Here is a 1,892-nt window from a genome sequence, read left to right as displayed (position 1 = left end):
AAGTTGAAGAATGGTTGGTCGCACAACCAGAAGTGGAAAGTATCTCTAGCTATGTCGGCACCAGTGCGCCTCGCTTCTCGGTAACGGTAGAGCCTGAACCGCTCGACCCTGCCTACGGGCAGATTCTGATCAACACCAAAGACTACGAGAGCATCAGTCACTTGGTAACGCGTGGCGATGATTGGCTGAAAGAGGCGTTTCCGGATGCCGAACCTCGCTTCCGAGCGCTGAAGCTAGCAACCAAAGATAAGTTCGCGGTTGAGGTGCGTTTTTCTGGTCCGGATGAAACCGTATTGCATCAACTAGCGGCGGAAGCGAAAACGATTTTTGCTTCAAACCCTGATGCAAAATACATTCGCGATGATTGGCGCCAAGCAAGCAAAGTGCTCAAGCCGATTCTAAACCAAGACAAAATGCGTCAAGCAGGAATTAACCGCGCCGATGTCGCTTTCGCGCTAAAACGTGCATCAGACGGCATGCCGCTCGGACAAATGAACCTGAATGATGAGTTGATTCCAATTCAGTTACGTGGCACATCGCAAAACATGGCGTCACTAGAAACGCTACCTGTGCGCTCTCTACTTGGCTTTAACAGCGTTCCGCTTGGTCAAGTGGTGGATGGATTCGAACTGGTCACCGAAGAGAGCATGATTTGGCGACGCGACCGCGTGAAAACCATCACGGTTCAAGCGGGTGTGAGCCGAGACTCCACACCAGCGAATGTAAGAAATGCCATTAAAGATCAGGTTGAAGCTATCCAACTTCCGGCGGGTTACAGCATGGAATGGGGAGGCGAATATTACGATGAAGACAAAGCGGTCACCGACATCATGAAGCAGCAACCAAAAGCAATGCTGATCATGGTGATCATTTTAGTCGCGATGTTCAACGGCTTTAAGCAACCAATCATCATCCTCGCAACGCTACCACTGGCAGCATCAGGGGCTGTGTTTGCTCTGCTTGGATTCGATAAACCATTTGGTTTTATGGCGCTGATCGGAGCTATCACACTAACCGGGATGATCATCAAAAATGGCATCGTACTAATGGATCAAATTGAGCTCGAACGCACAAATGGCAAGAGCTTGTCTGACGCGATCAAAGAAGCCACGGTCAACCGTACTATGGCCATTTCTATGGGTGCGTTAACGACCGCGCTCGGCATGATCCCGCTGCTGTCAGATCTGCTGTTTGACCAAATGGCGGCAACCATCATCGGAGGCTTGGCAGCCGCAACCATATTGTCACTGTTTGTCATGCCTGCGCTGTATCGCCTTGCTTACAAAGAAAAAGCACCATCCACACAAACCAACGCTGAGCTAGAGGAGGCGTCATCGTGAAAAAATTCATTCTAACGCCTGTCGTTCTAGCCCTAAGTTTAGCGGGCTGTGCAGTGGGGCCAGACTACCAAGCACCGACCACCAGCATGGCAGAAACCTACTTGAACGCCGAAAATGCAGGGTTGAGTACCGATTCACAACACGTTGAGTTTTGGTGGACTAAGTTTCACGATCCGGTGTTGAATCAATTGGTTCAAGACATGCAGAGCCAAAACATTCCGCTGAAAGTGGCGGCCGAGCGGGTGAAAATGGCCAACAACTATAAAACCATGGTGGAGTCATTCAAGGTACCGACAATTAATCTCGGTGCGGGTTACATGAACTATCAGTTCAGTAAAAATGACTCTTCACTCGGTCCGATATTGAATCCACTCAGTGATTCCGTGTCGGGTCTGCCACCTCAAATTGGTAACGTCACCCTAATGGATAATCAGCACGATGGCGTATTTGCAGGCGCGAGTATCGCTTGGGAAGTTGATCTGTTTGGGCGCATTGACCGCCAAGCAAACGCGGCGCAAATTCGTCTCGAACAAGCTCAGATTTATCAAAGCG

The 1,892-nt window shown here is 49.9% G+C and carries 2 protein-coding genes; both read left to right on the top strand.

All coding sequences use genetic code 11. The features are described from left to right. On the top strand, positions 1-1,340 hold a 1,340-nt coding region (locus R7E42_RS23780; RefSeq protein WP_318073059.1), incomplete at its 5' end, for an efflux RND transporter permease subunit. Then, a partial coding sequence (locus tag R7E42_RS23775) for a TolC family protein (RefSeq protein WP_318073058.1) occupies positions 1,337-1,892 on the top strand: 556 nt, incomplete at its 3' end. The genes R7E42_RS23780 and R7E42_RS23775, both read left to right, overlap by 4 nt.

This window comes from Vibrio sp. Vb1337, from assembly GCF_033338715.1.
Classification (GTDB): domain Bacteria; phylum Pseudomonadota; class Gammaproteobacteria; order Enterobacterales; family Vibrionaceae; genus Vibrio; species Vibrio alginolyticus.
This window is presented reverse-complemented; position numbering and strand designations above follow the sequence as displayed.